The organism is Flavobacterium eburneipallidum (assembly GCF_027111355.2).
GTDB lineage: Bacteria > Bacteroidota > Bacteroidia > Flavobacteriales > Flavobacteriaceae > Flavobacterium > Flavobacterium eburneipallidum.
Genome location: NZ_CP114291.2, coordinates 3,697,219 through 3,722,202, shown reverse-complemented (window position 1 = coordinate 3,722,202; position 24,984 = coordinate 3,697,219). Strand labels below are relative to the sequence as shown.

The window sequence follows — 24,984 nt, the reverse complement described above, 5'->3', positions numbered from 1 at the left end:
CTATTGCCATGAAAAGAATATTTACTTTACTGTTAATTTTATTTTTAAATGTACAAACCAACGCTCAATGTTGGCAAACCATTTCTACAGGTAACCTGTTTACGGCAGCAATCAAAACCGATGGAACACTCTGGACGTGGGGAGATCATCAATACGGGCAATTGGGAATTGGAGCGGTAACGACCGATGCTGGAAGTCCGGTGCAAGTGGGAACGGCAAACGACTGGGTTTTTGTAACAGCTGGTTGGTACACCGTTTTTGCCATAAAAAGCAACGGCACACTTTGGGCTTGGGGACAAAATACCTACGGGAAATTGGGAGACGGAACCCAGACCAACAGAAATGTGCCCGTTCAAATAGGAACAGATACCAATTGGCAATCGGTTTCGTCTAATAGCAATAATACGGTAGCCATAAAAACCGACGGTTCTTTGTGGTCTTGGGGAGGCAATTTATCAGGGCAAGTGGGTGATGGAACTTATACCAATAGATATGCTCCAGTTCGAATTGGAACAGCAAACAATTGGGTTTCGGTTTCGGTTGGAAACAGCCATACCTTGGCAAAACGCTCCGATAATACCATTTGGGTTTGGGGAGTTGGCTTGAATGGACAATTGGGTTTGGCGACGGTAAATTTAAAAAATGTTCCCACCCAAATAGGTACAGGCACCGATTGGAGCCAGATTGAAGCAGGTTTCAGCCATTCGGTGGCGATAAAAAATGACGGGACACTTTGGACTTGGGGTTATAATGCCAATGGACAACTAGGAGATAATACCACGGTAAACAAAAATGTCCCTACACAAGTAGGAACAGATACCAACTGGCAAAAAATAAAAGCTTACGAACACAATTTGGCGGTTAAAACCAATGGAACTTTGTGGGCTTGGGGATTCAATGGTGGGTATCAATTGGGAGACAATACCTTGACGAATCGTTTGGTGCCATATCAGTTGACAAGCGTTTCAAACGTGGCCAAAATAAGTGCGGGAGGTCATTTTTCGTTTGTTCAAGATGCAAATGGAAGTACTTATGGTTTTGGAGTGAATTCAGATGGAATGTTGGGTTCAGGAGATTATTTGACTAAACAAACCCCAAACCTGATTTTTCAATGTTCTGGATTGGGTTTGAAGGGTCTTTTGGTTGAAGAATTCAAAATTTATCCCAACCCTTCAAACGGTAATTTTAATATTGAAGTTGATGAAAATTTAATTGGTGCTAAAGTTACTGTTTACAGTCTTTTGGGACAAAAAGTAAGAGAGTTTATTTTAAGATTTAATTCAACTAGTGAATTTTTACAACAAGGAACTTACTTCCTTCAAATAGAAAAAGGCAGAAATAAAATTATCAAAAAACTGATTATGAATTAAAAAGTATTGGCTATGATTGTTATTTTGACAAGTATTATTGTAATTCTTATTATCGCAATTCTTCATTTGTGTTATGATTTTCAACATCAAAAAAGAATATTCGAAAACCGAATTGATGTTTTAGAAGATATTATCACAGCGCTTCAGGAAAAACAATCAGTACAACGAAACCAATTGACTCTTTCGGATACACTATCCAATCAATTAAAAAAAAACAATGAAGTTTTGAATAAAACGATTCTTGATGCGAGTGTAGATTTGTTTTCGGTTTCGTTTAACAAAAAAGAATAGCAAAAAAATATTTTTTTAACAAAAAGACTATATTTACTTTTTGAATCTATATGAAATACAGTCACATACTTGCTCTTCTTCTCTCTTTTGTATTTGCAAATGGATTTGGACAACAAGTCAAAAAATCTAGTTCTATAATTGATAGCTTAAAAAGATCAATTAACAAAGGAAATAATATAGCACAATTTAGAACTCTAATAAATTTGTCAGATTGACATAATTTAATTAATGCTTTATCAACTTAATCAATATGAGAAAAAGAATATTTTTTTTATTTTTCATGGCAACATTTTATTCCTATTCTCAAAACGCACAAGAAATAATAAATGGATTAAAAGAAGCTTTAAAAGAAAAACCAGACATTAAAAAAACTGCCGTAATTTATTCAGATTTAACGTGGTATTATTCTAGTATTTCTTTAGATTCGGCAATGGTTTATGGTAAAAAAGCAATAACAGAATCGATAAAAACAGCTGACTCTACATTAATCGCTCAAGTATATAGCGATGTTGGTGCAGTATATTTTAGGAAGGGGGATTATCAAAATTCAAAAAAGAATTATCTCAATGCTTATAAAATTAGAAAGAAGAAAAAAGATTATGCTGGAATGGCAAAAGTAAAAGCCAATTTAGCTAATATTTATAACAAATTAGGGGACAAAAAATTAGCTTTAAAAACTTATTTAGAAACGGTAGATTTTTTTGAAAAAACAGGAAATTATGACGCTCTTTCATTGACAAAAGCCAATATCGGCCTTTTATTTCTGGAAACGAGAAATTATCCTAAAGCAAAGAATTATTTGAAAGATGCTATCACTTATCAAGAAAAAAATGGTCAACATACAGGTTTGTGTACATCATATCTGACTCTTGGAAATGTGTATTTGAAAATGAAAGATACTTTAAAGGCATTAACTTATTATAACAAGTGTATTGTTGTTTCTAAAAAAACAGGTAATAAACTTTCTTTGTCTAGTGCATTGGTAAATATAGGAGGAATAAAGTCGAATCAAGTAAAGTCGCAAGAGGCCAATTCTTTATTATCTACATCGCAAAAAATCAGGAATGATTTGAATATTAAAAATGAAGAATCAGCCCTTACATTGTTGCAGATAAAAGAAAAAATAAGTGCTTCACGATTTGACGAAGCAAAAAAAGATTTATTAAAATTAAAAAAAGTGTATGAAAATGATCCTAATGAAAAGGAAGGATTATTAGAAACTTATTTTTCTTTAGTTTCAGTTTATGGTTACATAAAAATATCGGATAGCGTGAGTTTTTATGCTGATAAATCAGCCAAATTACAGGTCGAAATTCAAGAAACAGCGGTTGTTAAACAAACTGCTGAACTCGAAACCAAATACCAAACCACAAAAAAAGAAAAACTCCTTCTGCAAAAAGAAGCAGAAGCTAAACAAAAAAACGAAATTATAATTGGAATTTCATTTTTAGCTTTTTTTACAGCATTAATCGCATTCTTAATCTACCGTCAACAAAAACTAAAAAACAAACAGCAAGAACAAGAATTTGAACTAAAAACAGCCATTTCCAAGATAGAAAATCAAAATAAACTACAAGAACAACGCTTGAATATTTCCAGAGATTTACACGATAATATTGGTTCACAGCTGACTTTTATTATTTCATCCGTCGATAATGTCAAGTACGCTTTTGATATAGATAATCCGAAATTGGACGATAAATTAACCAATATTAGTTCCTTTGCTAAAGAGACTATTGTCGAACTTCGAGATACGATTTGGGCTATGAACAGCAACGAAATTACTTTCGAAGATCTAGAATCCAGAATCAATAATTTTATCGAAAAAGCCAAAGAAGCCAAGGACGAAATTCAATTTTCGTTTGCAAAAGATATGGAATTGAAAGATACCAAATTTACCTCTGTCGAAGGAATGAACATTTATCGAACCATTCAGGAAGCAGTAAATAACGCTATAAAATATGCTGATGCTACGACAATTTCAATAAAAGTTAAAAGTATAGAAACTCAAATCCAAATCACTATTCAAGACAACGGAATTGGTTTTGATGAGATTACTGTTCAAAAAGGAAACGGCTTGCAAAACATGCAAAAACGAATTGAAGATATTGGAGGGAAATTTAGTTTAAAATCGTCAAATGATGGAACACAAATTCAGATTTGGATATAAATTTTGGTGCAAAAATTCAAAAAAATACGTCAAATGACGTATTTTTTTTGAAACTCAAAATAACAATCTTTGGTTTTTAAACGAATTAAAGATGAGATATAAATTTTGGTTGTTCGTTGTTGCCGTCCTAACGGTATTGGCACTGAATATTTATTATTTAATAGTGTATTGATTTTTTAAAAAAAGCAGCATCGATTTTATTGTAAATTGTACTCGAAAAGAAATGCTTTAAATCTTAAAAAGATGAATGTAAAAATAGCCGTAGTTGATGATAATTCATTCTTAATGAAAGCAGTACAGGAAAAACTTTCTTTCTTTGAAGAGTTTGTGTTAAAATTTACTGCTTTTGATGGACTCGATTTAATCGAAAAATTAGGAGCAAATCACAACATCGATTTGATTTTGATGGATATAGAAATGCCAAAAATGAACGGAATTGACGCCACAAGTTTTGTCAAACAAAAATACCCGCAAATAAAAATCATCATGCTCACCGTTTTTGATAACGATGAAAATATTTTTAATGCTATAAAAGCTGGTGCCGACGGTTATTTACTCAAAGAAGTCAATCCCAAAGATTTGCACCAAGGAATTCTAGACACGATGGATGGCGGTGCCACAATGACGCCTTCTATCGCTATGAAAACTCTAAAATTATTCCGAAATCCTATCAATTTTGAAGTTGTTGCTAATTGCGAAGACATCAAATTGACGGTCAGAGAAGTGGAGGTTTTAGAACAATTAAGCAAGGGTTTGAAATATAATGCTATAGCAAATAATTTATTCCTTTCGGTAGGAACCATTCGCAAACACGTTGAGAATATTTATACTAAACTACAAGTACACAACAAGCTCGAAGCTATCCAGAAAGCCCAGCAAAACAAATTGATTTAATATAAGCCGAAAGGCTAATTGATGTGTTTTTTACACAATTAAGTAGTAAGAAAGAGATATTGTCGTAGTTATCAAAAAGAGTTTTTGCCACAGATTTTACAGATTAAAAAGATTTTTAAAGCTAGTTAACGAATTAATCTGTGCTAATCTGTGAAATCTGTGGCAAAGAAATTAAAGCTATAAATACGACATTAATTTTTAGCTATTGCTTATGACCTTTATAGAGAACCAAAAATTAAAGATTATGAAAAAAATTACCCTCGCTATTTTATTGTTTTCATCGATAATACAAGCACAAAATCCACTGATGATAAAAGAGGTTTCCTCCTCGCTAAAACCCAATGGAAATTCGGCCAAAGCCGATTTGAATTATGCTAAATGGAACGGAAAAGTGTTCTATTCAGGAACGGGAAGCAACCTCCTTTGTGTGACCGATGGTACTACGACAGGAACAATTGGAATTTCTAATTTAGGAGGAAGCACCAATATTTCGACCATAATTCCGGCGCAAGATTTTGTGTATATCGTTACAAGTGATGTGTCTTTTTCTCCATCAATTTCTTCAACAGATAAAATATGGAAATCAGACGGGACTACTGCAGGAACTTCCTTGGTTTATGCTTTTCAAACTGCTTCAGGGCTCACTAATGTGGGCGTTTTTTACAGCGTAGCGTCACACAAAAAAAATTATTCCATCGATGGAAACACACTTTATTTCTCGGCTTATGATGCCACCAACGGAAAAGAAATTTGGAAAACCGACGGAACTCCTGCCGGGACAATGATGCTTAAAGATGTAAAAGCGGGTACAGGCAGTAGCCAAACCGCAGGATTCTGTAAAATTCCAAGTACAACATTATTTATTGCTCAAAGCATTGGTCTTGAAAGTAAATTATGGAAAACTGATGGGACCACGGCAGGAACCGAACAAATTCCCGTGGCAGAGCCGTTTTATATCGTCAATCAAGATATGGCAAAATTGGGAAATAAAGTTATTTTCTTTGCCCACAACACCGTCGATGGTTACGAACCCTATGTGAGTGATGGTACGGCGGCAGGAACTTTTATGCTGAAAAATATCAATCCAACGGGCAATTCATTGACAACCCAAGCCATGGGTTTGCATTTAAAAATGACCGACAAATATTGCTTTTTTATTGCCAATAATGGAACTACAAACGCTTTGTGGAGAACCGACGGAACAATAGATGGAACAATTGAAGTAATACCCAATGTTACCAACGGCATTAGCGATGCAGGATATTCATCATCAGATGCCGAAAATTTGTGGTTTATCAACTACCTAGGCAATAACGCTTCACAACAGTTGTACAAATCCAACGGAACGGTCGAAGGTAGTTCTTTGGTACATTCTACTTTGAGTTATCCACAAAATTTGACAACTTACAAAGGAGCTGCGTGGTTTCAATCTAAAGATATAGCTGCGTTATTTAATGCAGAAGTTTGGAGAAGCGACGGGTTGAACGTGAATACAGGATTAGCATTAGATATTGCAAGTTTGTCTGCAAGTAGCGATCCTTATGCTTTTTTCGAATTAAACAATAAACTTTATTTTTTTGGAAAAAATGGCAGTACCCATAATTTATATCAATATACGGGCGATTTTACGTTTAACGGTTCGGTCAGCAATGATTGGAATAATAAAAACAATTGGAATAGCTTGCTGAAACCAGGAATGACTGATGAGGTGACGATTCCAACTGGACAGAACATTGATGTAACTGCAAACTCTTTTGCGAAAAACGCAATTGTCAATGGCAATCTAAATTTGGTTTCCGGGAATTTAGACATCTCTGGAAATATTACTTTGTCGAATTCGGCAAAAATTACTTTGAACAACAATATTCTAAACCTGAAAGGAGTATTGTCGTCATTGACTGGAACTAATACGAGTTATGTGATAACCAACGGAACAGGAACGGTAAACGTAGAAAATGTAGATGGAGCCAGAGGAACAATTTCTTTGCCAATAGGAACCGTTGCCAATTACAATCCAGTTTCTCTATCCAATTCAGGAACTTCCGATACTTTTTCTGTCCAAGTTTCAGATGGAATTTCGGGTACGACAAATGGTGCGGTAAACGCCACTTGGGAAATAACCGAAGCAACAATTGGCGGAAGCAATGTCAGTTTGAATTTAGGTTGGAATCAAGCTCAAGAAAACGGAAATTTTGTTAGAAATACGGCTAAAATTGGTCATTTCGTAGGCGGAAATTGGACGCAAGAAACTTCAGGAGCAGTTACGGGAAGCAATCCTTACACTCTTTTGGCTACAGGAATTAGTAGTTTTTCACCTTTTTCGGTAATGAATTTTTCCGCTCTTTCTACAGCCGATTTCAACGAATCCAAAGTAGCTATTTACCCGAATCCGTCCAATGGACAATTTACCATTCAAGTCAATACTGAAATGTTGGGAGCAAAAGTGAATGTTTATAATCTATTGGGACAAAATGTGAGCTCCTTTGATTTGAATTCAATTCAAATTCAACATACATTGCCAAAAGGTGTTTATTTACTTGAAATAGAAAAATATGATATAGTAAAGAAATTGATAGTAAACTAAAAAGAAAATATTTTATTTCTATTTAGAACTCCTTGGGTGTACTTATTAAAAACGTCTGTTCGAGTGTTTTTTGTGCAGAGAAACGGAACAAAAAATGTATCGAGAACCGTTTTTAATAATAATTTTTCTGTTCTCGATACAATTTTCTATTGAAAATCACTGAACTGACGAAAAATTATTATCCAAAACTAATTACACCTAACGGGTTATTTTGATTTCTTTTGATGCGTTGCTTCTTTCTGATTTTTTTTCTAATTTTATAAAAAAAGAAAAATGCTAAACAGGATTTTATTAGGAGCAGGAATTATAGTTGCCATTGCATTGCTTTTCAAGTTTTGTGACTTCAAAAAAGAAGACGATTCTACGATAGATTACAATACTAATCTTATCCAACAACAAATCGTTAATGTTGGAAAATTGGTCGTTACCGAAGGTCATTTTGCCGAAGTAGTAACTTATAAAGATCAAGATGAATATTTGATGGGTGTGGTTTCTTTCGAAAAGAAAGCCATTGTTATTGTAAATGCCGATGTAACGGTAGCCTACGATTTACGCCAAGTAAAATACGATATCGACGAAAAAACCAAAACCATTACCATTGTCAATATCCCAAAAGAAGAAATAAAAATCTCGCCCGATATTAAGTTTTATGATGTTGAGCAAAGCAAGCTGAACCCTTTTACAGGCGACGATTACAACAAAATAAACAAAACAGTTCGTGCCAACCTAGCCAAAAAAATAGAAAAATCTTCCCTGAAAACTAATGCTAAAAACCGCTTGATTTCAGAACTTTCGAAAATCTTAATCCTGACTAATTCTATGGGTTGGACATTGAAATACGAAGGAAACGTTATAGAAAAAGAAACCGATTTTGATCAGAAATTGAAAGGGTAAATGACTTAATTATTTTTTGATATTACCCGTTTTTTTATCAAAACCATACGGACAATGGCGACAACCATTTTTGCAACAATAGCCTCGTTTGAGGTGGTGTTTTTCGGTAAAACATTTGTAACCTTCAGGCGTAAAATAAAAATCTTCGCCCTCTATTAATTTATTTTCATTACTTTGTTCGTTCATAAAGGCAAATTTATACACTTTATAACGAATGTTTCTCATTACAACCAAATATTTAATTCCAAAAGGCTATCGAGGATTAGCACTTTTCCCCTTTGTATTGGTCAAATACTCGGTAGATAAAGAAAATGCAGTCTTTATCAATCATGAGCGAATTCACTTGCGCCAGCAAATAGAAATGCTGATTTTTCCTTTTTTAATTTGGTACACCATCGAATTTGTTGTGCGTTTAATTCAATTTAGAACTATCGATTTAGCCTACCGAAATATCAGTTTCGAACGAGAAGCTTACGCTAATGAAAAAAGAATCGATTACCTAAAAAAAAGGTCTTTTTGGCGGTTTTTGAAATGGGTTTGATTTTTTAGGGTTCGTTTAATTGTATATCTAATTTTTTCTTTTAAATTTGTAACCATTGTGTAAGGTTAAATAATTTGGTTATGAATGAGTATATGACGCTTTCGGAAACTTCTGAATACATTGGTAAAAGTAAAGAAACATTAAGACGTTGGGATAAAGAAGGTAAATTATTAGCTGTTCGTGAGCCTATGAGTAATTATAGAGTTTATCGCAAATCGGATGTAGATACTTTATTCGCCGATTTTTTGGATGATTCAATTCAAGAAACTATATCAAATTATGCAGAGCCTCATAATGAATACACGGTTTTAGAACTTTTTGCTGGAGCTGGAGGTTTGGCTATAGGAATGGAGAAAGCGGGTTTGAAATGTGTTGCATTAAATGAAATTGATAAATGGGCTTGCCAGACTTTAAGAAAAAATCGCCCCAATTGGAATGTTTTAGAAGGGGATATTAAATCTTTTAGTTTTACAGAATATGAAAATAAAGTTGATATAGTAACTGGAGGATTTCCTTGCCAAGCATTTAGTTATGCAGGAAAAAAATTAGGTCTAGCTGATGCAAGAGGAACTTTATTTTATGAATTTGCTAGAGCTGTAAAAGAAGTAAATCCTCCAATTTGTATCGGTGAAAATGTTCGTGGTTTGTTAAGCCACGAAAATGGTAAAACGCTTCAAGGAATGATTTCTATTTTGGATGAAATAGGTTATAATGTTGTTCCTGTTCAAGTTCTAAAAGCAATTAATTTTAATGTTCCTCAAAAAAGAGAACGATTAATTTTAGTTGGAATTAGAAAAGATATTGATTTGAAATTTGAATATCCAAAACCATACAAGAAAATCTATAATTTAAAAGATGCTTTGAAAAAAGGCGATTTATTTGATTGTGATGTTCCAAAATCTGAAGGTTCAAAATATCCAAAAAGCAAGATTGATGTTTTAAATTTAGTTCCTCAAAAAGGATATTGGAGAGATTTACCTTTGGATATTCAAAAGGAATTTATGGGCGGAAGTTTTTATCTTGGTGGTGGGAAAACTGGAATGGCGAGACGAATGGGATGGGACGAACCTTGTTTAACTTTAATGTGTAGTCCTGCACAAAAACAAACCGAAAGATGTCATCCCGAAGAAACTCGACCGTTTACGGTTCGAGAATATGCAAGAATTCAGACTTTTCCTGATGATTGGACTTTTGAAGGTTCCATCGCACAACAATACAAACAGATTGGAAATGCAGTTCCCGTTAATTTAGGAAAAGAAGTGGGCTATTCAATTGTGAATTTTTTGAATAAGTATTATCATTGTATAAAATAAACAGGAATGAGTAAAGAAGAACGTGTAGCATTAGCTATTAAAGATGTAGTTTCAAAAATGATGGATCGAGTTATGGATAATGTTTTAATAAATGATCCATTTATTAAAGAAGCACATCATTCTGCAAAACCATTATATTCGGCATTAGTTCCTGACGAAATATTTAAAGGGTCGCATTTTGAAAGGAGATTTGTAACACCATTTGGAAAAGTTTGGGAAAAATTGGCTCAAGTTGTTGCTGTAGAAGCACACGGAAATTGTTCGATGGGACATAGTGTAAGCGGAATAATTGGAAGCGAAAGTTTAAGAAGAATTCAAGAAGTTTTGAATAAACTTGAACATAATAAAAAAGGAGAATTAAAAGTAAAGCCAGATTGGGAAACTGAATTAAAATATATTCAAGAAGGAGGTGGCGATCCAATTCCTGTTAGTGTTACTTGTGATATTTTTATTCACAATGAAATTACAAATACCAAATATGCTTTTGAATTAAAAGGACCTTTGCCTAATAGCGATCAGACAAAAGTAAGTAAAGAAAAAATGTTTAAACTTTTGGCAATGAATCCTAAACAGGTTGATTTTGCTTATTATGCTTTGCCTTACAATCCTTATGGTAAGAAAGAGCATTATAAGTGGGCTTTTCCAATGAGATGGTTCAATATGCAACAGGATAGTTCTGTTTTAATCGGAAATGAATTTTGGGAATTAATTGGAGGAAAAGGAACTTATTCTAATTTTATTAAAGAAGTAAATTTATTAGGGAAAGAGTATAGAGAACGTATTTACAGAGAGTTTTTAGAAATGGAACCACCGTATAATTTTGATGAAGTCATACTTAAATAAAAAATGAATAGCAATAATAATTTTACTTTTATAGATCTTTTTTCAGGTATTGGAGGCTTTAGAATGGCTCTTAATAGTATTGGAGGAGAGTGTTTGAACTTTAGCGAAATAAACAATGATGCTATAAATACCTATTGTACTAACTTCAACGAAGGTTTAGAAAGTAATTTAGGAGATATTACAAAAATCAAAGATTTACCCAAACACGATTTATTAACTGGTGGTGTTCCTTGTCAAAGTTGGTCAATTGCCGGAAAAAATTTAGGCTTTGATGATGATAGGGGACAATTATGGAATGACACTATTTATTTATTAAACAAATCAAAACCAAAAGCGTTTGTATTTGAAAATGTAAAAGGATTGGTTGACCCAAGAAATAAAGATGCCCTAGTTTATATTTTACAAAGAATAAAAGAAGCTGGATATTTTGCGAATTATTATCTCATTAATTCATTTGATTATGGTGTTCCACAAAACAGATTACGAATTTATATTATTGGTTTTCGAGAAGAAGAATATGCACTAAAATTTAATTTGCCAAAACCAATTGATAATAAAATACGACTAGAGCATATTCTAACTGATTTTGAAGCAAGTTCTATTGATGCAAAACATGACCTTGAAAAAGATTTGTTTGGGCAAATTGTGAAGCCAAGAAATATGAGTTTATCAAATAGTAATGGTTTTAATGATTATTTCTTATTTAATGATTTACGAAATGGACATTCAACTATTCATTCTTGGGATATTTTGGACACCACTGAAAGACAAAAAGAAATTTGTTATTTGTTATTAAAAAACAGACGAAAAAGTGCTTATGGAAATTTGGATGGTAATCCATTATCTTATAAACATTTTAAAGATTTAGATCGATCGATTGATAAAGAAGAATTAGATAATTTAGTTTCATTAGAAATTTTCAAAAAAGAAGGATATTCTTTTCTGATTAATGAGTACAAAGAAAATGATATTTCTAATGAAGAAAAATCTGTTTTAGAATTTTCAATTAATAATACTTTATCTGTTGAATATTTGAAAACAAACAGGGATTTGAAATTGAAAAAAATTTCTGTTTCAAAAGTTTTAAAAACTTTACAAGAAAAAAATATAATTACTATCGAAGAAATTCGGTATGATTTTAAAAATACAAAGATAAGCACGGGTTTGTTTGGTATTAATAGAATATTTTTGCCAACATCAAATATTTTCCCAACATTAGTAGCAAGCGATACCAATGATTTTATTACAACCAAAGTAATAAAAGCTAAAAACGAAGATGAATACAAGGAAAAATTTCTAAACGAAATATATAAAACTGGAGAATTCAGAAGAATAACTAAAAAAGAAGCCTGTCTAATTCAAGGCTTTCCTGAAGAATATATCTTGCCAGAAAACCGCACAAGATGGATGAAATTAATAGGAAATAGTGTTTCTGTTCCTGTAATAGAAATTTTAGGAAAAGCAATAATTGAAACTGGTGTTTTTCAAGTAGAAGAAAAATTAATATTGAAAACCGCTTAAATTACCTACTTCAAAACCATTTATTCCACCCAATATTTGCTCGTGAAAAGTTCCAATAGAATTGTTTATAGATTAGTCAATTTGTCTTAATATTTCGGCTTGAATTAAACTTTCCTCATCGATAGCATTGAATTTCGCATCAAATGTTAACTTAATAGTATCAACTTTGTTACTATAGAAGTTCTTTTTTGTAATGTTCTTTTTTGCTTTTATATAAGCTTTATTCAGATTGGCTACACAGTCTAAAAAATGTTCATCCGAAATAAAATCTACATACTTGTTTTTCATAATTGCTTGCGTTTTTTCTGGAAGCTAAAGTAAGTATTTTTAGTCGTTTTTTCATAGGTTGCATTCATGTACTACAAATTACAACTAAATCAAATCATTAGAGTATTGTATCTTTGTATCAAATTCTATTTGTTTTGCACCAAACACCAACCCAGAAAATACAATTAACTACCAATAAAGTTACTCTTTCTATAAGAAGAGAAGACTTGATTCATCCGTTTGTTTCGGGCAATAAATTTCGAAAATTAAAATACAATCTCCTTCAAGCAAAAGCCGAAAATAAAAATGTAATTCTCACTTTTGGTGGCGCATTTTCCAATCATATTGCTGCTGTAGCTTTTGCCGGAAAAGAACAAGGATTCAGTACTATTGGAGTTATTCGTGGGGAGGAATTGAATGCTAAAATTCAAGAAAATCCAACCTTGCAATTTGCACAAAATTGTGGAATGCAATTCAAATTCATTAGTCGTGAAGACTATCGACTCAAAACCGAAACTGATTTTATTACAAATTTAAAAACTGAATTTGGAAATTTTTATTTGGTTCCAGAAGGCGGAACAAATGAATTGGCTATAAAAGGTTGTGAAGAAATTTTAACAGAAGAAGATGCCGAATTCGATTTTGTTTGTTGTGCTGTTGGAACTGGCGGAACTATTTCGGGATTGATAAATAGTATTTTGCCGCATCAAAAAGTTTTGGGTTTTCCAGCCTTGAAAGGCGACTTTTTAAAAGAAGATATTCGTAAATTTGTCCGAAATGAGAACTGGAATTTAATAACAGATTACCATTTTGGCGGTTACGGAAAAGTTACTCCAGAGTTGATCGCTTTTATCAATCAGTTTTATGCCGAAAATAAAGTTCCTTTGGATCCTATTTATACAGGAAAGATGGTTTTTGGCGTTATAGATTTGATACAAAATAATTATTTCCCTGAAAATTCCAAAATTTTGCTCATTCACACGGGCGGAATTCAAGGTATTCAAGGCATGAATATTTCATTAAAAAAGAAACAGTTACCAACAATAAACATCGATGTATAAAAAAATAATATATACAGTTGCCATGCTAACTTTAGTAGGATGTTCTTCAAAAAAGACAATTGTAACCACAAAGTCAAGAAAACCAAATACCGAAACCACAAAATCTACTTCAAAAACGCTAACGACTTCGGAAGTAGTAAATCGCTACATCGAAAGTTACAAGGATATTGCCATGAGTAATATGAAAAATTTTGGAATTCCAGCTAGTATTATTTTAGCACAAGGAATTCTAGAATCTGGCGCTGGTCAAAGTAAGTTGGCACTTACGGCAAACAATCATTTCGGAATAAAATGCTACACTGATTGGACAGGAGAAACCTCGTATCACGACGACGATTCCAGTCAAGAATGTTTCAGAAAGTATAAAAATCCTAACGAATCCTATCAAGATCATGCCGATATTGTTTCTAAAAGAAAAAGGTATGCTTCGTTATTCGATTTGAAAAAAGGTGATTACAAAGGTTGGGCAAAAGGTTTGAGAGCTGCGGGTTATGCCACTGATCCTAAATATCCCGAAAAATTGATTAGTTATATCGAAAGTTACCATCTCTACGAATATGATAATAAAGTGTTGGGAAAGAATTATACTTTTGACAAAAATCAAAAGACACCAGTTGTAATGAATAACAAAAGTGCTAATCAATATATTGTGCAACAAGGAGATACCTTGTATTCGATTTCTAAAAAATATAATATTTCTGTCGAAGAATTAAAACGACAAAACAATATTTCGGACAATGCCATTTCAATAGGGCAAAGCTTATTGATAAAATGACAATCTAAATTCTAAAATCATAAATCTAAAATCCAAATGATATATCAAAGAAGTAGTCAGCTTTTCGCCGAAGCTGAAAAAGTAATTCCAGGAGGTGTCAATTCGCCTGTTCGTGCGTTCAAAGCAGTGGGTGGAACTCCTATTTTTGTTAAAAGTGCCAAAGGTGCGTATTTGTTCGACGAAGACGGAAATAAATTAATAGATTATATTAATTCTTGGGGTCCAATGATTTTGGGTCATGCTTTTCAACCTGTTGTAGATGCTGTAGTTGAGAAGGCTAAACTAGGAACTTCTTTTGGAATGCCAACCGAATTAGAAACGCAAATCGCTGCATTAGCCGTTTCGATGGTACCCAATATCGATAAAATCAGATTCGTCAATTCAGGAACCGAAGCCTGTATGAGTGCCATTCGACTGGCTCGTGGATTTACCAAAAGAGACAAAATTATCAAATTTGCGGGTTGTTATCACGGTCATTCCGATTCGTTTTTGATACAAGCGGGAAGTGGAGCGATTACTTTTGGAAGTCCAAATAGTCCAGGTGTTACAGAAGGAACTGCCAAAGATACTTTGCTTGCCAAATACAATGATTTAGAGAATGTTTCAGCTTTAATCGAGGCTAATAAAAACGAAATTGCAGCCATAATCGTAGAACCAGTTGCTGGAAATATGGGATGTATTCCGCCCAATAAAGGATTCTTGGAAGGCTTGCGCCAAATGTGTACAGACAATGAAATTTTGCTAATTTTTGATGAGGTAATGACAGGTTTCCGATTAGCAAGAGGTGGAGTTCAGGAATTGTTCAACATCAAAGCCGATATTGTTTGTTTCGGAAAAGTAATTGGTGGAGGTTTGCCAGTGGGTGCTTTTGCTGCTAGAAACGAAATCATGAATTATTTAGCACCACTTGGGCCAGTGTATCAAGCGGGAACTTTGTCTGGAAATCCTTTGGCGATGGCAGCAGGTTTAGCGATGTTGCAAGCATTGGATAACGATAGAGCAATTTTCAAAAGACTGGAAGAAAAAACAGCTTATTTGGCTGCGGGAATCGACAAGGTTTTAAATGCGAATAAAGTAGAATTTACCATCAACAGCGTAGGTTCGATGATTTCGGTGCATTTTGATGCTGCTCCAGTTTTTGATTTTCAATCTGCTGCCAAAGGCGATAATGAAACCTTCAAAAAATTCTTCCACGGATTGCTGAACGAAGGAATTTATATTGCGCCATCGGCTTATGAAACTTGGTTTATTACCGATGCACTTTCTTATGAAGACTTGGATTTTACGATTCAGGCGATTGATAAAGTTTCGAAGACATTTTAATAATTTCTTCTCCCTCTTCAAAGGAGAGGGCTGGGTTAAGGTCATAAAAAAACTTCCGGTGGCAAACCGGAAGTTTTTACTAACTAACAAAATTTATTATAATCAACAATTATTAACCTCTTCGTTCTTGATTTTGCGGGTGTTTTCCTTTTCTTTCTCCTCTAAAATCTTTAGGATTTCTTTGGTGATCTTCTTTTAAAGCAGTCCATTTTTCAAATTGTTTTTCGTTAAGAATTTTTTGCATTCTTTTTTTAGTTGCAATTTGTTCGTCTAACATTTTGCTTTTCATGGCAAATTTTTCGTCGCTGGTTGGTTTTGTTCCTTTTTCTTTTCTAGCTTTCATTTCGGCTTTGTGGGCTTCTCTTTTAGCTGATTTTTCAGATAGAAGTGTGCTGATTTCTTTTTGTTGAGAAGCATTCAAATCCAATTCTAAAGTCATTTTTTTGACCATCAATTCACTTCTTTGTTCAGGAGTAAATTGTTCCATTTCGTTTTTAGGATGGTGTTTTTTGTTTTTCGGTTGGGCTATAATGCTGGTTCCAACCAACAATAAAGCCAATACAATTAATTTTTTCATAGGTCTTATATTTTTAAGTTATGTGGATAAGACACAGATGAATAAGAAAGGTTTAATTGTTTGTGGAAGTTTTTATGAAACTATTATAATATTCAAATGAGAAAAAAATATTAAAGGGATTTCAGAAAAATCAAATAAAAAGTATTGGGTAATGGTAAGATGTGAGTTTATGTAATTAATTCTAATCAACAGCTTTTACAATATGTAAAAAGAGAGTTGTTGACTAATTGTAAATAGCTACAGAAGTATGTTATCTGTCTTTACTATTCTATTTTTATGAGGCAATACTTAAAGTTTATTTTCTCAATTATTGAATAGTCATTCCAAGTTATTTTATAATCTTTCAATAAATCTAATTTGTAGAAATAATCTTTTTTACAACTCCAATGCTCTTTTGATTGAATGTCACACCAAACATTATCTTCTTTTAATATGAATTTAGTTTTATCCATTTTGCTATAATTCCAGCTTGAATCAAGACGATTAAGGATAGCACCATTGTGGAAAGAAAAATGTTTATCAAAATTGTCTTTTTCAAAAACATTTTTTTCAAAATAGGCATTGTCATTTGTTAAAATTAAAACGTACCCATGTTTATAATTCAATTTTTTTGATTTATAATTTTCAATTCTAAAAATATCTTTTCTAAAGCTGTATCTTCCAATGTCTTGTGCTCCGTGTTCTGCTAAAATATAGTTTTCCTTATTAAATAAAATGTTTGCTTTTCTCGTTTTGTATTTTAATTCGATAGGGTAGAAATTACCAATGGTGTCAATAATTATTATGTCTATTGGAGCTCTAACAATCGTTGTCTTACCATTTCGATTAATCATTTCTAATTCTACAGGTCTTTCAAGGCGAATTTCAAATTCAGGATTATTTTCTTTGATTTTCAAAGCTAAAGCCAATTTTAAATCATCTTCAGAATGAAATATTGGTCTTTGCTTTTGGAGGTCAAAAATTGCTTTTTCAAAAAAATCCATATTTATAATTAAGTTTGATTTTTTAAAATAATAGACAATTTGTACCTAAAGAATTGTGTTAAATCTTCACAAATCCACCACGATTTTCATTTCGGTCGATAGATTGCTGAACGATTAAGCTGCCAATAGTAATCATATTTTGAAGTTCATACAATTCGGCACTGACATTGTGGGTTTTGATTTTTTCTGCGATTTCATTTTTCCAATCAGAAAGTTTTTCATTGGCTTTCAGTAAATCAGCATCATTGCGAACAATTCCAGCATTCTGACGCATCAAAAGTTGTAATTCTGCTTTTGTTTTGGCAATATAATCCAAATTAATTTCAGGTTTGTCAGTCAATTTCCAATCAGAAACTGTTGCTGTGGATGGAGTTGCTACAACAGAATTTTGCTCTAAATAATGGTATATTTTATCCGAATACACTAAAGCTTCTAAAAGTGAATTAGATGCCAGACGATTCGCACCGTGCAATCCAGTTCGGGAACATTCGCCACAGGCAAATAAATTTTCAACAGAAGTTTTTCCGTTTTTATCGACTACAATTCCACCACAAAGATAATGTTGGGCAGGAACTACAGGAATCCAATCTTTGGCAATATCAATTCCAACACTTTTGCATCGGTCATAAATCATTGGAAAATGTTTTTTAAAACCTTCTAAATCCAAATGCGTACAATCAAGATAAACGCAATCGTCTCCTGTTTTCTTGCGCTCCAAATCGATGCTTTGGGAAACGATATCACGTGAAGCCAAATCACCTCTGGAATCATAATTCGGCATAAATCGATGTCCGTCTTTGGTACGTAAATACGCTCCAAAACCACGAACGGCTTCCGAAATTAAGAACGAAGTTCCTGTAGAAGCATCGTATAAAGTTGTGGGATGAAATTGGATAAATTCCATTTCTTTGATAACAGCATTGGCTCTGTACGCCATTGCAATTCCGTCTCCTGTTGCAATTACTGGGTTGGAAGTGTGTCCATACAAATGCCCAATTCCGCCAGTAGCTAGCAAAGTGAAATCGGATTGAAAAGTGAGTACTTCTTTTGTTTTTTGGTCTAAAACATAAGCACCCAAACATTTATTATTTGCTGTTATTAAATCAATCGCTAAATGATAATCTAAAACAGTGATATTTTCTTTTTGGTGTACCTGACTTAAAATGGCACGCTGAATTTCCTGACCTGTTTGGTCTTTGTGATGCACCACTCTGTTTTCAGAATGTCCGCCTTCTTTGCCTAAATCCAAAGTTCCTTCAGTATTTTTGTCAAATTTGGCTCCCCATTCAATCAATTCCTTTAATCGTTTCGGACCTTCGGTAATGACCATTTCCACAACGGATTCATCACACAAACCATCGCCACAAATTAAAGTATCCTCGATGTGTTTTTGGTAAGAATCCTCGATTTTATCGGTTACAATAGCAATTCCTCCTTGGGCGTATCTGGTATTGGATTCGTTTTCGTTTGCTTTGGTAACAATCGTGACTTTCTTGTCTGGAAATTGGTCAGCAATTTTTACGGCAAAAGTCAATCCTGCCACTCCGGAGCCTATGATTAAGTAATTGGTTTGGATCATTATTTAGATAATTCAAGCATTCTTTCAATTGGAACCAATGCTCTTTTCATGATGTCTTCGGGAACTGTAACCTCTGGAGTTTCATTTAATAAACAGTCGTACACTTTTTGCATCGTGTTCATTTTCATATAACCACATTCACTACAAGCACAAGTGTTATCTTCGTTTGAAGGTGCTGGAATCAATATTTTATCAGGCACAACCTGTTTCATTTTATGAAGAATTCCCGCTTCTGTAGCTACAATAAATTTGTTGCTTGGATTGGTTTTTACATACTCAATCATCCCGGCAGTCGAGCCAATGTAGTTAGCGGTTTTTAAGATATGTGTTTCAGATTCTGGATGCGCAATAATTTGAGCATCTGGATTTTGTTTGTATAAGGCAATTAATTTATCCAATGAAAAAGCTTCGTGAACCACGCAAGCACCGTCCCAAAGCAACATTTTTCTACCGGTTTGTTCCATTACATATTTGCCTAAATTTTTATCCGGAGCAAATATGATGGGTTTGTCTTTTGGAATAGAATTGACAATTTTAACGGCATTGGCAGATGTTACTACAATATCTGTTAAGGCTTTAACTTCGGCAGAACAGTTGACATAAGTAATAACAATATGGTCTGGATGGGCTTCGGTAAATTTCTTAAAATCTTCTGGAGGGCAAGATTCCGCAAGGGAACAGCCCGCTTTCAAATCGGGAAGAATTACTTTTTTGGAAGGGTTTAAAATTTTTGCAGTTTCGGCCATAAAATGTACTCCTGCAAAAAGGATAATATCAGCATCTACTTTGGTCGCTTCTTGAGACAATCCCAAACTATCGCCCACATAATCTGCTACATCCTGAATATCGGATTCCTGATAGTAATGCGCCAAAATAACCGCATTCTTTTCTTTTTTCAGTTCCAGTATTCGTTCTTTAAGACTTTTCATTCTTCAATCGATTTAAGTATTCTTGTTCTTAACTATTTTTTTGCATAAAAATAATGAGCTACAAAGATACACTTATTTTGAAAAACATTAAATCTAAAAATAGTTAGGTATTTCGCTTTTTTAAGGAGTAAAAAAAAGATTCAAATTCACATAAATCTACTTATAGGTGTATGATAAATATCAGGTTTTATACCAATGGCTTTTTCGAACTTTGCCCTTTATAATCCAAATTATTTACGAATGACAACAAATAAACCGTTACATACTTTCCATATCCCAGTTATGGGATTGGCTTATACGATTGATAGTCCTATTCGAGTGGCAAAATATGGTATTGCTTCAGTAATTTCTATTGCTGACGATGAACTTATCGAGAAAATGAGAGTTTTTTATAGTAAGAAATTCGGTGTTCCCTATCAAGAAATTACTCAAAAAATGCAGGATTACAGAGCAGAAAGGATTACTTCTTATTTGAATTTGGTGGACAAAATTGTAAAAGAAAAATTTGAAAGTTTCAAAGTAGAATTAGCCGAAAGTAAATTGGCGTTGAACAATTATATTGCCATGTTGCCCAATAAATCCGAAATCAAAAAAGGATTAGAAAACTTGATGGAAGACGGAATTGCATTCAAAGACAACATCAAACAATATCTAGAAAATAATCTTTCTATTGGTGCTATCGATGTGAATATTATGACCAAATTAGATAAAGATAATTTCATCAAAGACGAACAATTGCCAGTAGAATTTAATGATGCTCATGCGGCACTTCGAGGATTTGCTAATAGTAATTTATCTTCTTCGGTAGTGCTTTCAGCCGGAATGAATCCAAGATTGTTCGCTTATTTTGAAAATTTTCCAGATTTTTTTCCAGATGTCAATAACCATTTGAAAAAGAGAATTATTCTGAAAGTGAGTGATTTTCGTTCGGCGATGATTCAAGGCAATTTTTTGGCTAAAAAAGGACTTTGGGTTTCGGAATACCGAATAGAATCGGGATTGAATTGTGGCGGACACGCTTTTGCTACCGAGGGCATTTTGTTGGGTCCTATTTTAGAAGAATTCAAACAAAAAAAAGAACAATTGGTTCAATCGGCTCATGAAATTATGGTCAAAGCTTTGGCGCAAAAAGAATTGTACACTCCTGCAACGCCATTGGATTTGAAAATAACGATTCAAGGCGGAGTTGGAACTTCGGAAGAGCATGATTTTTTGTTAGCGCATTATCAAGTAGATTCTGTAGGTTGGGGAACGCCGTTTTTACTGGTTCCTGAAGCCACTTCGGTCGATGCGGAAACACGAAAATTACTGATGAATGCCAAAGAAGAGGATTTGTATTTGAGTCATATTTCGCCTTTGGGAGTGCCATTCAATACTTTGCGAGGCACTACAAACGAAATGTTTAAACAAAAACGTATTGACGAAAACAAAGCGGGAAGTTCTTGTCCGAAACGATTTTTGGCATTAAGCAAAGAGTTTGGTGCAGAAGGAATTTGTACTTCATCGAAGAAATTTCAAGAGGTGAAATTAGCAGAATTAGATGCCATTAAAGAGACGTTAACAGAAGAAAATTTCGAGAAAATGAAATTCAATATTACCGAAAAAGCCTGTCTTTGTGTGGGGCTTGCCAATGCTTCTTATTTAGAAAACAACATCAAAATTAAAGGGCAGGAGCAAGGCGTGATTGTTTGCCCTGGGCCTAATATGGCTTATTTCGATAAGGAAGTTTCGCTGGCTGAAATGGTGCAACATATTTATGGCAATGGCAATGTGATGACGGATAGTAATCGTCCGAATTTGTTTATCAAAGAATTGAAAATGTATATTGATTATTTGAAAAATGAAATCAAAGGAACTACTATTGATTTAACGGCTGGGCAAATTAAAAAATGGAATATTTTCAAAAATAATATGCTAGAAGGAATTAATTTTTATCAAAACTTGTTTTCAAATTCTAATTATTTTCAAAAAAGTATTGACAAGATGCAACGACAACTAGAAGAATACAAAGAGAGTATTTTATTCATACAGATTCCAGAATTGATAGTGTTATAAAAGAAAATTAATTCAATAATAAAAGGCTGTGGTATTCAAATTACTACAGCCTTTTTAGTTTGATTTGTGAAAACTTTAGTAAAATTTTAATTTTAAATTAAACCTTTGTTCAATTATAGCGTCTTAAGTGTTATTATAACATTTATATTATGTCTAAAATCTATTCTTTTTTGGTTCTATTCTTTTTCGTTTTTTCTGCCAATGCTCAAAATGTTGTCAATTATAAAGGAACAGTTTTAGACATCAATACCCAATTACCATTGGAACTGGCAACTGTTTATTTTACTAATGTAAAAGATTCTACTGTAATTGAAATTGCTACAACAGATAAAAATGGAGAGTTCAAAATCAATACTAAAAAATATGAAAAACCTGTTTTTTTGAAGGTTAATTATTTAGGATACCAAACTTTTGTTGAGGAACAAAATGCACTAATTGAGTCTAAAGATTTTGGAAAAATATACTTGCTTCAAAATGTGAATGCCTTGAAAGACGTGGTTATAACCTCCGAAGCTCCGCCTGTTCGAATAAAAAAAGATACACTGGAATACAATGCGGCTTCATTTAAGGTTCGTCCCGATTCTAATGTAGAGGTTTTATTGAAACAATTGCCTGGTTTTGAAGTGGATAGTGACGGAAAAATTACCGTAAATGGTAAAGAAGTGTCACAGTTTTTAGTAAACGGAAAGCCTTTTTTTGATAGAGAAGGAACTATGGCGTTGAAAAATTTACCTGCTGAAATAATCAATAAAGTTCAGGTATCGGATTTTAAAACTAAAAAAGAAGAATTGTCTAAACAAGAGTCAACATCAGATTATTCAAGTATTAACCTGACGATTGACGAAAAGAAAAATAAAGGCTATTTTGGAAAATTCCTTGCAGGTTACGGAACCGATGACTATTATGAAAGTAGTTTTATCGTGAATTATTTCAAAGGAAAACAAAAAATAAGCGTTTTAGGTTCGTCTAATAACATCAATGCTACTGGTTTTTCTATGGATGAAGTTTTTGATAATATGAGTGGAGGCAGGAATAGTGGCGGTCGAGCTGTAGCTAATACTAGAGGAATTACGCAATCCAATTTGTTTGGAATAAACTATTCTGATGAATGGAGCAAAAAACTTGAAGCTTCAGGAAGTTATGATTTCAAGAATTTAGTAACCAAAAATGATAGTGAATCCAATCAAACAAGCTTCTTGCCGACGCGAACTATTTTTACTAATGCCAATTCTAATACTAGAAATGAAGATACGAACAACAAAGCTAATTTTGAGTTAGAGTATAAAATAAATCCAACGACCAGACTGGTTGTTACGCCAAATGTTAGTCAAAGTCGTTCCAATAGTGAATCTACATCTTCGAGTTCTACGAAAAATGAAAATGAAGATGGAACATTAATAAATGATAGTGCAGGTACTTCTTATAGAGCAAGTGAAAATCAGAGTATTTCTAATACCATTAATTTCAACAAAGCCTTTGCTCGAAAAGCACAAAATATTAGCTTGGTTTTTACTAATAATAATTCTAAAAGTGATTCGAATAACTTGAATATTTCTAGAACTAATTTTTATGGTGACAATCCAAGCGTTGACGAAAGAGATCAAAATACAGTAAACGACAACTCGTACAACGCTTATTCAGCCGATTTAGAATATACGCAACCCATAACCGATTCTTTACGCATTCGAATTGGATCTGATTTCGATTGGAATAGCGAAAAAAATGATGTGAAAACATTCAACGCTGATTCGTTTGAAAATTATACTGTATTAAGTGATTCTTTGAGTAATTATGCTACTTCACGCAGAAATTCAATTACTCCAAAAATGGGAATCAATTTCGAGAAAAATAAATTCACAGTCAATTTAACCACTAGTAGTTCTATAGTCGATTATGACAACTATTCTTTGTACTTAAATAAAGAAACCGAGTTGAACAGAAAATATGTTTTGCCTGCCGCAAGAGCACAAATAAGATACAGATTGGATCGATCTAAATTTTTTACTTTGAGGTATGATTATGCTAATAGTCTTCCTACTCCAACACAATTAATGCCTGTGGTAAATTTGTCTAATCCATTAAATACCGTTACCGGAAATCCTGATTTAAGACCTAGCGAATCGAGTTCAGCAAGCCTTAATTATCGAAATTTTGATTTTAGAACCCGCTCTGGTTATACTTTATTCATGCGAGGAGATTACAGCAATAATGAAGTGGTATCAATAGCTGTTATTGATACTGTTGGAAAGAGAAGAACAACTTATGAAAATGTTTCAGGAATTTATTCGGCTTCTGCTGGTGGTAATTGGAATAAAACCATCAAAAAAGAAGCGCATGTGTTTCGATTTGGTTTAGGAATCAATGGGAATTATTCTTTTAGAAAAGGGTTTACCAATGCTGTGATTTACAATGCAAAGGCATTGGGCATTTCGCCAAGAGTGTATTTGTCTTATGACTATGGAGAATTATTAACGGTAAGTCCGTCGTATAGTTTTTCTTACAATGAAACAAATTATGAAAATTCATCAAGAGCAGCAACCTCTAATGTAGTGCATCGATTCAATATTCAAGCAACCAATTACTGGCCTAAAAACTGGATTTTTGGTAATGATTTTGGATACACCTACAATTCGAACCTTTCGGGTAATTTCAAAAAAGATTTTTACCTCTGGAATACCAGTTTGTCTTATGGTGTTTTAAATAAAACATTGTATTTCAAAGTAAAGGTGTATGATGTGTTAAACCAAAATTTAAGTGCCACAAGAACGATCTCGGCAACCTCTATTCGTGATGAAGAAAATACCGTTTTGAGACGTTACGCTATGTTTTCGGTTTCTTATAAGTTAGGCAGTTTTGGTGGAAAAGAAAGACGTGGTAGAGGAGGAGAAGATCGTCCGAATAGAGGAGGCGGAAGAGAAAACATGGAAATGGATTAATTTTAAAAATATATATCTTGTTAATTAAACCATTACAAAAAACAGCAGTCTTATTTATCTAAAAACTTAAAAAAAACA

General features: G+C 33.2%; 20 protein-coding genes and 1 pseudogene. 15 read left to right on the top strand and 6 right to left on the bottom strand.

The features are described 5' to 3' along the window. Positions 1-8: 8 nt before the first annotated feature. The 6 genes from OZP15_RS15720 to OZP15_RS15695 all read left to right on the top strand — a co-directional run bounded on the left by OZP15_RS15720 (position 9) and on the right by OZP15_RS15695 (position 8,203). Complete coding sequence (locus OZP15_RS15720; RefSeq protein ID WP_281336595.1) at positions 9-1,370, top strand: T9SS type A sorting domain-containing protein; 1,362 nt, start codon at positions 9-11, stop codon at positions 1,368-1,370. A 12-nt stretch (positions 1,371-1,382) separates the two neighbouring features. After that, positions 1,383-1,661 carry a hypothetical protein gene (locus tag OZP15_RS15715; RefSeq protein WP_281336594.1) on the top strand — a complete coding sequence of 93 codons (279 nt, stop codon included), beginning with the start codon at positions 1,383-1,385 and terminating at the stop codon, positions 1,659-1,661. Between the two features lie 250 nt (positions 1,662-1,911). Next, positions 1,912-3,831, top strand: a complete 1,920-nt coding sequence (locus OZP15_RS15710; RefSeq protein ID WP_281336593.1) for a tetratricopeptide repeat-containing sensor histidine kinase — start codon at positions 1,912-1,914, stop codon at positions 3,829-3,831. Positions 3,832-4,074: 243 nt separating this feature from the next. Then, positions 4,075-4,725 carry a response regulator gene (locus OZP15_RS15705; RefSeq protein ID WP_269226382.1) on the top strand — a complete coding sequence of 217 codons (651 nt, stop codon included), beginning with the start codon at positions 4,075-4,077 and terminating at the stop codon, positions 4,723-4,725. Between the two features lie 244 nt (positions 4,726-4,969). Continuing rightward, the gene (locus OZP15_RS15700; protein ID WP_281336592.1) at positions 4,970-7,309 is read left to right on the top strand and encodes an ELWxxDGT repeat protein; all 2,340 of its coding nucleotides are present in this window, start codon (positions 4,970-4,972) and stop codon (positions 7,307-7,309) included. A 273-nt stretch (positions 7,310-7,582) separates the two neighbouring features. Further along, on the top strand, positions 7,583-8,203 hold the full coding sequence (locus OZP15_RS15695; RefSeq protein WP_269226378.1) for a DUF4230 domain-containing protein: 621 nt from the start codon (positions 7,583-7,585) through the stop codon (positions 8,201-8,203). A 9-nt stretch (positions 8,204-8,212) separates the two neighbouring features. Here OZP15_RS15695 and OZP15_RS15690 read toward each other — a convergent pair whose 3' ends face one another. Next, positions 8,213-8,389, bottom strand: coding sequence for a C1orf53 family protein (locus OZP15_RS15690; RefSeq protein ID WP_269227973.1), 177 nt, complete (start codon positions 8,387-8,389; stop codon positions 8,213-8,215). A 28-nt stretch (positions 8,390-8,417) separates the two neighbouring features. Here OZP15_RS15690 and OZP15_RS15685 point away from each other — a divergent pair, with 28 nt between their 5' ends. The 4 genes from OZP15_RS15685 to OZP15_RS15670 all read left to right on the top strand — a co-directional run bounded on the left by OZP15_RS15685 (position 8,418) and on the right by OZP15_RS15670 (position 12,421). Further along, positions 8,418-8,744, top strand: coding sequence for a hypothetical protein (locus OZP15_RS15685; RefSeq protein ID WP_281336591.1), 327 nt, complete (start codon positions 8,418-8,420; stop codon positions 8,742-8,744). A gap of 80 nt (positions 8,745-8,824) precedes the next feature. Next, positions 8,825-10,057 carry a DNA (cytosine-5-)-methyltransferase gene (gene dcm, locus OZP15_RS15680; protein ID WP_432419380.1) on the top strand — a complete coding sequence of 411 codons (1,233 nt, stop codon included), beginning with the start codon at positions 8,825-8,827 and terminating at the stop codon, positions 10,055-10,057. Between the two features lie 6 nt (positions 10,058-10,063). Continuing rightward, positions 10,064-10,900 (top strand): TdeIII family type II restriction endonuclease, encoded by an 837-nt coding sequence (locus OZP15_RS15675; RefSeq protein WP_269226375.1) that lies wholly within the window; start codon positions 10,064-10,066, stop codon positions 10,898-10,900. Between the two features lie 3 nt (positions 10,901-10,903). Next, the gene (locus OZP15_RS15670; RefSeq protein ID WP_269226374.1) at positions 10,904-12,421 is read left to right on the top strand and encodes a DNA cytosine methyltransferase; all 1,518 of its coding nucleotides are present in this window, start codon (positions 10,904-10,906) and stop codon (positions 12,419-12,421) included. On the opposite strand, the pseudogene OZP15_RS15665 reads toward OZP15_RS15670, so the two are convergent. After that, a pseudogene (locus tag OZP15_RS15665) lies at positions 12,401-12,709 on the bottom strand (Eco47II family restriction endonuclease). The gene OZP15_RS15670 and the pseudogene OZP15_RS15665 sit on opposite strands and share 21 nt — an antisense overlap. Positions 12,710-12,843: 134 nt before the next feature. Here OZP15_RS15665 and OZP15_RS15660 point away from each other — a divergent pair. Genes OZP15_RS15660 through hemL form a run of 3 tightly spaced genes read left to right on the top strand, consistent with a single transcriptional unit; the run spans position 12,844 to position 15,847 of the window. After that, the gene (locus OZP15_RS15660) at positions 12,844-13,749 is read left to right on the top strand and encodes a 1-aminocyclopropane-1-carboxylate deaminase/D-cysteine desulfhydrase (protein WP_269226373.1); all 906 of its coding nucleotides are present in this window, start codon (positions 12,844-12,846) and stop codon (positions 13,747-13,749) included. Next, on the top strand, positions 13,742-14,524 hold the full coding sequence (locus OZP15_RS15655) for a glucosaminidase domain-containing protein (RefSeq protein ID WP_269226372.1): 783 nt from the start codon (positions 13,742-13,744) through the stop codon (positions 14,522-14,524). Before OZP15_RS15660 ends, OZP15_RS15655 begins: the two co-directional genes overlap by 8 nt. Positions 14,525-14,560: 36 nt before the next feature. Next, a complete protein-coding gene (gene hemL / locus OZP15_RS15650; protein ID WP_281336590.1) occupies positions 14,561-15,847 on the top strand; it encodes a glutamate-1-semialdehyde 2,1-aminomutase in 1,287 nt (428 codons plus the stop codon). A gap of 112 nt (positions 15,848-15,959) precedes the next feature. Here the strand turns inward: hemL and OZP15_RS15645 are convergent, their stop codons facing one another. The 4 genes from OZP15_RS15645 to nadA all read right to left on the bottom strand — a co-directional run bounded on the left by OZP15_RS15645 (position 15,960) and on the right by nadA (position 19,915). Further along, entirely contained in the window at positions 15,960-16,424 is a 465-nt protein-coding gene (locus tag OZP15_RS15645; RefSeq protein WP_269226370.1) for a DUF4890 domain-containing protein, read from the bottom strand. A 263-nt stretch (positions 16,425-16,687) separates the two neighbouring features. Beyond that, positions 16,688-17,407, bottom strand: a complete 720-nt coding sequence (locus tag OZP15_RS15640; RefSeq protein WP_281336589.1) for a hypothetical protein — start codon at positions 17,405-17,407, stop codon at positions 16,688-16,690. 58 nt (positions 17,408-17,465) lie between these two features. After that, positions 17,466-18,986: an L-aspartate oxidase gene (nadB, locus tag OZP15_RS15635; protein ID WP_269226367.1), complete on the bottom strand. Its 1,521-nt coding sequence runs from the start codon at positions 18,984-18,986 to the stop codon at positions 17,466-17,468. Next, the gene (gene nadA / locus OZP15_RS15630; protein WP_269226366.1) at positions 18,986-19,915 is read right to left on the bottom strand and encodes a quinolinate synthase NadA; all 930 of its coding nucleotides are present in this window, start codon (positions 19,913-19,915) and stop codon (positions 18,986-18,988) included. The genes nadB and nadA overlap by 1 nt, the downstream gene beginning before the upstream one ends. A gap of 240 nt (positions 19,916-20,155) precedes the next feature. Between nadA and OZP15_RS15625 the strand changes: the two genes are divergently transcribed. Continuing rightward, positions 20,156-21,970, top strand: a complete 1,815-nt coding sequence (locus OZP15_RS15625) for a hypothetical protein (RefSeq protein ID WP_281336588.1) — start codon at positions 20,156-20,158, stop codon at positions 21,968-21,970. A 149-nt stretch (positions 21,971-22,119) separates the two neighbouring features. Further along, positions 22,120-24,906: an outer membrane beta-barrel protein gene (locus tag OZP15_RS15620; protein ID WP_281336587.1), complete on the top strand. Its 2,787-nt coding sequence runs from the start codon at positions 22,120-22,122 to the stop codon at positions 24,904-24,906. Positions 24,907-24,984 lie beyond the last annotated feature (78 nt).